The organism is Halogeometricum sp. CBA1124 (assembly GCF_009741955.1).
Taxonomy (GTDB): domain Archaea; phylum Halobacteriota; class Halobacteria; order Halobacteriales; family Haloferacaceae; genus Halogeometricum; species Halogeometricum rufum.
On record NZ_WPCD01000220.1, the window covers coordinates 1 to 5,895 of the forward strand.

Annotated in this window: 5 protein-coding genes and 3 pseudogenes; 4 read left to right on the forward strand and 4 right to left on the reverse strand. The window is 67.9% G+C overall.

Translation table 11 applies throughout. The features are described from left to right. Window positions 1–789: pseudogene (locus GJ632_RS18635) on the reverse strand (potassium transporter TrkG); the annotation flags it as partial. A gap of 183 nt (window positions 790–972) precedes the next feature. On the opposite strand from GJ632_RS18635, the gene GJ632_RS18640 reads away from it, so the two are divergent. From GJ632_RS18640 to GJ632_RS24270, 3 genes and pseudogenes are all read left to right on the forward strand, one after another. Beyond that, entirely contained in the window at window positions 973–2,361 is a 1,389-nt protein-coding gene (locus GJ632_RS18640) for an APC family permease (RefSeq protein WP_343161256.1), read from the forward strand. Window positions 2,362–2,572: 211 nt separating this feature from the next. Further along, window positions 2,573–2,689: pseudogene (locus GJ632_RS24265) on the forward strand (NAD-binding protein); the annotation flags it as partial. A gap of 42 nt (window positions 2,690–2,731) precedes the next feature. Further along, the gene (locus tag GJ632_RS24270) at window positions 2,732–3,085 is read left to right on the forward strand and encodes a TrkA C-terminal domain-containing protein (RefSeq protein WP_231751676.1); all 354 of its coding nucleotides are present in this window, start codon (window positions 2,732–2,734) and stop codon (window positions 3,083–3,085) included. Window positions 3,086–3,093: 8 nt separating this feature from the next. Here GJ632_RS24270 and GJ632_RS25015 read toward each other — a convergent pair whose 3' ends face one another. After that, on the reverse strand, window positions 3,094–3,630 hold the full coding sequence (locus GJ632_RS25015; RefSeq protein ID WP_191453721.1) for a BGTF surface domain-containing protein: 537 nt from the start codon (window positions 3,628–3,630) through the stop codon (window positions 3,094–3,096). A 134-nt stretch (window positions 3,631–3,764) separates the two neighbouring features. On the opposite strand from GJ632_RS25015, the gene GJ632_RS18655 reads away from it, so the two are divergent. Continuing rightward, window positions 3,765–3,896: a transporter gene (locus tag GJ632_RS18655; protein ID WP_089805731.1), complete on the forward strand. Its 132-nt coding sequence runs from the start codon at window positions 3,765–3,767 to the stop codon at window positions 3,894–3,896. Between the two features lie 174 nt (window positions 3,897–4,070). Here the strand turns inward: GJ632_RS18655 and gatA are convergent. After that, window positions 4,071–5,368: pseudogene (gene gatA, locus GJ632_RS18660) on the reverse strand (Asp-tRNA(Asn)/Glu-tRNA(Gln) amidotransferase subunit GatA). Then, window positions 5,369–5,647 carry an Asp-tRNA(Asn)/Glu-tRNA(Gln) amidotransferase subunit GatC gene (gene gatC, locus GJ632_RS18665; RefSeq protein WP_089805734.1) on the reverse strand — a complete coding sequence of 93 codons (279 nt, stop codon included), beginning with the start codon at window positions 5,645–5,647 and terminating at the stop codon, window positions 5,369–5,371. Window positions 5,648–5,895: the final 248 nt, after the last annotated feature.

The window sequence follows — 5,895 nt, forward strand, 5'->3', positions numbered from 1 at the left end:
CGCGACCGACCATGGAACAGGGTGCATGGCCCAACTGAATCGCCGGCGAGACGCCTCCGCGCTCCGCGTTCGGGGGAGAACCCGCCCGTCGGCATCGTCGTCAACGCGTGCGCGACGGCGTTGTAGAGGTCCATGTTCGGTGCGAAGCCGGCGAGGTGGAGGCCGTAGTAGACGACCATCGCCGCCACGGTGAACCCGATGTAGATGCGCCAGAGCGCGCTGGCCGTGTCACGAATCCGCGGTGTCAACTTCTCTATCGACAGTCCGGGTGCCTCCTCGTCGATGACCTGAGCGCCGCCGACGGAGAGTTCGGGCAGGATGGCGACCATCAGGACGATGATGCCCATCCCCCCCGAGCCACTGGGTGACCTGCCGCCACATGAGTATCGACCGCGTGTGCCGGTCGAACGATATCTCGCCGAGCACGGTCGACCCCGTCGTCGTGAACCCGCTCATGCTCTCGAACAGCGCGTTCACCGGGTGTGCGACGGTCCCCTGCCCGGCGACGAGGTAGGGAATCGTCCCCAGCAGGGGGACCACGAACCACGTCATGCTCACGAGGAGGAACGCCTCCCTGTGGCCGAGGTCCGGCGTCGTCCGGAGTCGTTCGAGTCCCACTCCGGCGGTCACCATCACGACCATGGCGACGACGAAGGGGAGCGGGCTCTCGCCGTAGAAGAGGGCGACGCCCAGCGGGAGGGTGAGCGGAATCGACATGTACTTGAGAACGGAACCGAGAAAGCCCACGCTCGTTCGGTAGTCCACGTAGGCGTCGATAGTTGCGTTCATCAGACTCTGAAGGGAACCAAGAGCAGCAGTCATTTCACTCTGTAGGTATCGGTCGGGTGGCGACGTGGGGTGGTAACGCACGACAGTTCCCCTCCCGGTCCGAGAGAGGATTTATACGACGGTGTGGTGACATACCACACGACCCTCCGGCCGGCGGCGGTCGAAGCGGACGCGAGGCCACCTGTGAGTCACTCTGGTGAGCGAGAACCGACGGTCAGCCTCGGCCTGTTAGACGCGACGATGGTCGGCATCGGGGCGATGATCGGTGCGGGTATCTTCGTCCTGACTGGACTGGCGACGGACATCGCCGGCCCCGCGGCCATCGTCGCGTTCGCGCTCAACGGCGGCGTGACGACGTTCACGGCGCTGTCGTACGCCGAGTTGGCCGCGGCAATTCCGCGCAACGGCGGCGGCTACGCCTACGTCCGCGAGGTGTTCTCCGCGCCCGTCTCGTTCGTGATGGGGTGGACGCGGTGGTTCACGTACATGATAGCGGGGTCGCTGTACGCACTCGGGTTCGCCTCGAACTTCGTGGAGTTCGGCCACATCTACGGCGTCTCACTGCCCGGTCCGCCGGTGGCGTACGCGCTCGCCGCCGTCGTCGTCCTCGTCGCCCTGAACGCCCTCTCGACGGAGGCGTCGGGCCGCGGCGAGACGGTCATCACGCTCGTGAAGATAGCCATCCTCGGCGTGTTCGTCGCCTTCGGGCTGACCGCCGCGCGCGTCGGGGAGTTCGACCCGCTGTTCTCCGAGGGCGCCCTGTCCGTCCTCCCGGCGATGGGGCTGACGTTCATCGCGTTTCAGGGCTACGACCTCATCGCGACGGTGACCGAGGAGGTGGAGAACCCCCAGCGAAACATCCCGCGGGCCATCCTGTTGTCGGTGCTCGTCACCGTCGTCGTCTACCTGCTGGTCGTCTTCGTCGCCATCGGCACGCTGGGCGCGGACGGCCTCGCGGGTGCCGGGGAGACGGCCATCGCGCAGGCCGCCGAGGGGTTCATGCCCGTCTTCCCGCTGGTCGGGACGGGCGCGGCGCTCATCGCCTTCGGCGCGGTGTTCTCGACCATCTCGGCGCTGAACGCCGTCGTCATCGGCTCCTCCCGGGTCGCGTTCGCGATGGGGCGCGAGCGACAGTTGCCCGCGGCGCTCGGGCGGTTCCACCACCGGTACGGGACGCCGCTGGTCGCCATCCTCGCCTCCGCGGTGGTGATGCTCGTCGCCGTCGTCGTCGTCCCCATCCGCGTCGTCGGCAACCTCGCCAGCCTGTTCTCGCTTCTGGGCTTCGTCGTCGTCAACTACGCGCTCATCCGCCTCCGGCGGCGACAGCCGGATCTGCAGCGACCGTTCGAGGTACCGTTCTACCCGGCGACGCCCGTCCTCGGCATCGTCTGTAACCTGCTGCTCGGCCTGTTCATCGACCCGTTCACGTGGATGCTGGCGGTCGGGTGGCTCCTGTTCGGCGGGGGCGTCTACCTCCTGCTCTCGCGCCGGCGCGGCCGCGAGGGCGTGACCGAGGGGCCGACGATTCGAGAGCCGGAACCCATCGCCTCGGGCGAGGAGGGCGACGACTGATCCCGGGCCCGACGGGCGGACGAGACCGCACACGCGAGGAACCCACACGAAGGAGACACGAACACATGACCGACACAACAGCACCGATGCGCGTCGTCGTCGTCGGCGGCGGGGAGATGGGCCTGCGGACGGCCGAACTCCTCGCGACCGGGGGCACGACGTCGTCGTCGTCGAAGTCGACCCGGACCGTTGCGAAACACTCGCCGGAGCCTACGTCGCCACCGTCATCGAAGGCGACGGGTCACGTCCGCAGACGCTCAGGCAGGCGCAACCGGAGCGCAGCGACGTGATCGCCGCGCTCACGGGCGAGGAGACGACCAACTTCGCCGTCTGCATGGCCGCCCAGCGGATGGCCTCGGTGCGGACGGTGATGCGCGTCAGCGAGACGCCGGACGAACTGTACGAGGAGTACGTCGACGGCCTCGTGTTCCCCGAGCGACTGGGGGCCCGCGCCGCGACGAACGAGATAGTCACCGAGGGCGTCCGGACCATCGAGGACATCGGCGACAACGTCGAGATCGTCGAAGTCGAGGTGGCCGAGGCGGCACCCGTGGCGAACAGACGCCTCGACGAGGTTCGCCTGCCGCGCGGGAGCCTCATCGTCGTCGACTATCAGGGGAACCGCCTCGGCGGGCCCGACACCGTCCTCGAACCGGGTCACCGCTACGTCGTCGCCGTCGAGTCGGACGTTGCGGACGAGGTGATGAACCTCTTCAGAGGATGAGACCGGGGCTACCGGGACCGGGCGTACCCCGCCACCGCGGCGAGGGCGGCGAGGGCGGCGACGAGGCCGAATCCGGGCGTCGACGCGCCGGTTCCGTCTCCGGTCGCCGAAGCGTCGGCCGTCGACGACCCGTCGCCGGTGAGCGTCTCGCCGGGCGCCAGCACCACGCCCTCGGACTCGGCCACCGTCTCGCCGTCGCGGACGACGGTCACCGCGAACGTGTCACCGCTCGCCTGTTCGGAGAAGTCGAACGGGGCGGCGAACGACCCGTTCTCGGCGACGGTCACCGTCTGCGTCTTGAGGAACTGCGGTTGGGTGTCGCCCGCGGACTGGATGCGGAGCGTCAGGTTCGACCCCGCGTCGAGGTCCGACGTGCCGGTTATCGTCGCGTCCTCGGCCGCATGGACGACGACGCGTCCGTCCTGCGTCGCCAACTCGACAGACGACTCTTGGGCGACGACGACGCCCGTCGCGCCCGCGACGAGGCCGACGACGAGGAGGACTGTGACGAGACCACTCGTGGGAGGGAGAGACCAATCGGGCATTGCGTTCGAATCGAGTCGCGGCACCGTAGAAGACCCACCGAATGCTCAAACGGCGCTTTGAACGGACGCCGGCGGCCGCGCGAGCCCCGCGGTCGGCGAACACTTTTTTCTAACTGAGGTGCGTCGAACAAAACATGAAGACATCCACCATCGTGATACTCGTCGGCGTCGTGTTCCTGTTCATCCCGATTCCGCCCATCGCCACCATCATCGGCATCCTGACCATCCTCGCCGGCGTCGCGTTCCGGGCGCTGGGCGGCAGTTAGAACCGCGCTTCGGGCGTCGGTTCGCTCCCACCGTTTCGTCGCTCCCTGATGGTCGCTCGAAACGTTGGACCAAAAACTGCTCAGTTCTCGACGGCCGACGCCGCCCGAATCATCGTGTTCCCACCTTTTCGTCGCTCCCTGACGGTCGCTCGAAAAGCTGGACCAAAAAACTGCTCAGTTCTCGACGGCCGACGCCGCCCGAATCATCGTCTCTTCACCGAACTTCGGTCCGATTAACTGGAGGCCGACCGGAAGGCCCTCCGCCTCGCCCGCGGGGACGGAGATGGCGGGGAGGTTCGCGAGGTTCACGGGGACGGTGTTGGCGTCCATCAGGTACAGTTGCAGGGGGTCCGAGAGGCTCTCGCCGAGTTTCGGCGGGAGGACGGGCATCGTCGGCGTGGCGAGGACGTCCGCCTCGGCGAACGCCTCGTCGAAGTCCTGCTTTATCCACGCCCGGGCGTCTTGGGCCTTCTTGTAGTACTTGTCGTGGTAGCCCGCCGAGAGGGCGTACGTGCCGAGGAGGATGCGGCGCTTGACCTCCGCGCCGAACCCCTCCTCGCGGGTGTCGGCGTACACGTCGTTCCAGTTGCCCTCCTTGCCCGTCGAGAGGCCGTAGCGCACGCCGTCGTAGCGCGCGAGGTTCGAGGAGGCCTCGGACGTGGCGATGACGTAGTACGCCTGCACCGCGTGTTCGAGGGAGTCGAGGCTGACCTCGACCACGTCCGCGCCCTGCGCTTCGAGGTCCGCGACGGCCGCCCTGAACGTCTCGACGACGCGTTCGTCCGCGCCCTCGAGGAGGTCCGTGATGACGCCGACGGTCAGACCGTCGACATCGCCGTCCGCGGCGGCCGCGTAGTCAGCGCCGTCTGCCGGGTGGCCGTCCGTCTCCGCGGATTGGTCGAACCGCGTCGTCGCGTCGCGTTCGTCCGCGCCCGAGATGACGTCCAGGAGGGCGGCGGCGTCCTCGACGGTGGACCCGATGGGGCCGACCTGTTCGAGGGAGTTCGCGTAGGCGACGAGTCCGTACCGAGAGACGAGTCCGTAGGTGGGCTTGATGCCGACGACGCCGCAGAAGGCGGCCGGGTTGCGCACCGACCCGCCGGTGTCCGTGCCGAGTGCGAGGTCCGCCTCGCCCGCGGCGACGGCGGCGGCCGACCCGCCCGAGGACCCCCCGGGCACGCGTTCGGTGTCAACGGGGTTCTCCGTCGGGCCGAACGCCGAGGTTTCGGTCGTCCCGCCCATCCCGAACTCGTCCATGTTCGTCTTGCCGACGATGGTCGCACCGGCGGCCTCAGGCGTTCGACCACCGTGGCGTCGTACGGCGGGACGTACGATTCGAGCATCGCGGACCCGCACGTCGTGCGGACGCCGTCGGTGCTGATGTTGTCCTTGACGGCGACGGTCCGCCCGGCGAGTGGGCCGTCGTCGTCGCCGTCGATGGTCTCCTCGGTGATGAAGATGTTCGCGCCCATCTACGACACCCGCGGCCCCTTGAAGAAGCCGTCTTCGGACTCGGGGGCGTTCCCCAGTGCCTCCTCCTGGTCGAGACAGTCCTCCACCTCGTCGGTTCGCATCACGTTCACGAGGTCGGGTTCCGACTCGACCTCGGGCACCTCGTCGAGGGCGTCGAAGTAGTCGAGGATGTCGGCGAACTGGGCGGCGAACTCCTCCACTTCGTCCTCCGCGAGGTTCACCCGCGCCAACTCCGCGACGTGACGCACCTCCTCGGCGTCCACGGGCGTATCGCTCATGTTCGTCACGAACCGGGGGCCGGGAGTAAGGGTTTCGGTGTGGGTGAACGGAGGTCTGCGACGGAGTGACAGCCCGCCGACCCGATTCCGTCCTCGGCGGGCCATCAAATATATTATCGTTCCGTCCGTGGAGACGGTACGGAGAACCCTCCGGCCCATTTTCTCCGCCCAACAAATGACTGAAACGCGCCCGAAGTTACGAACGCGGAGTGCGCGCGCGCGTGAGGACACCGGCGACGAGAGGAGGA

Excerpts from the sequence above, each read along its gene's own strand:
- GJ632_RS24270 (WP_231751676.1), top strand. The coding sequence starts at position 2,732 with ATGCGCGTCAGCGAGACGCCGGACGAACTGTACGAGGAGTACGTCGAC.
- GJ632_RS25015 (WP_191453721.1), bottom strand. The coding sequence starts at position 3,630 with ATGCCCGATTGGTCTCTCCCTCCCACGAGTGGTCTCGTCACAGTCCTC.
- GJ632_RS18655 (WP_089805731.1), top strand. The coding sequence starts at position 3,765 with ATGAAGACATCCACCATCGTGATACTCGTCGGCGTCGTGTTCCTGTTC.
- gatC (WP_089805734.1), bottom strand. The coding sequence starts at position 5,647 with ATGAGCGATACGCCCGTGGACGCCGAGGAGGTGCGTCACGTCGCGGAG.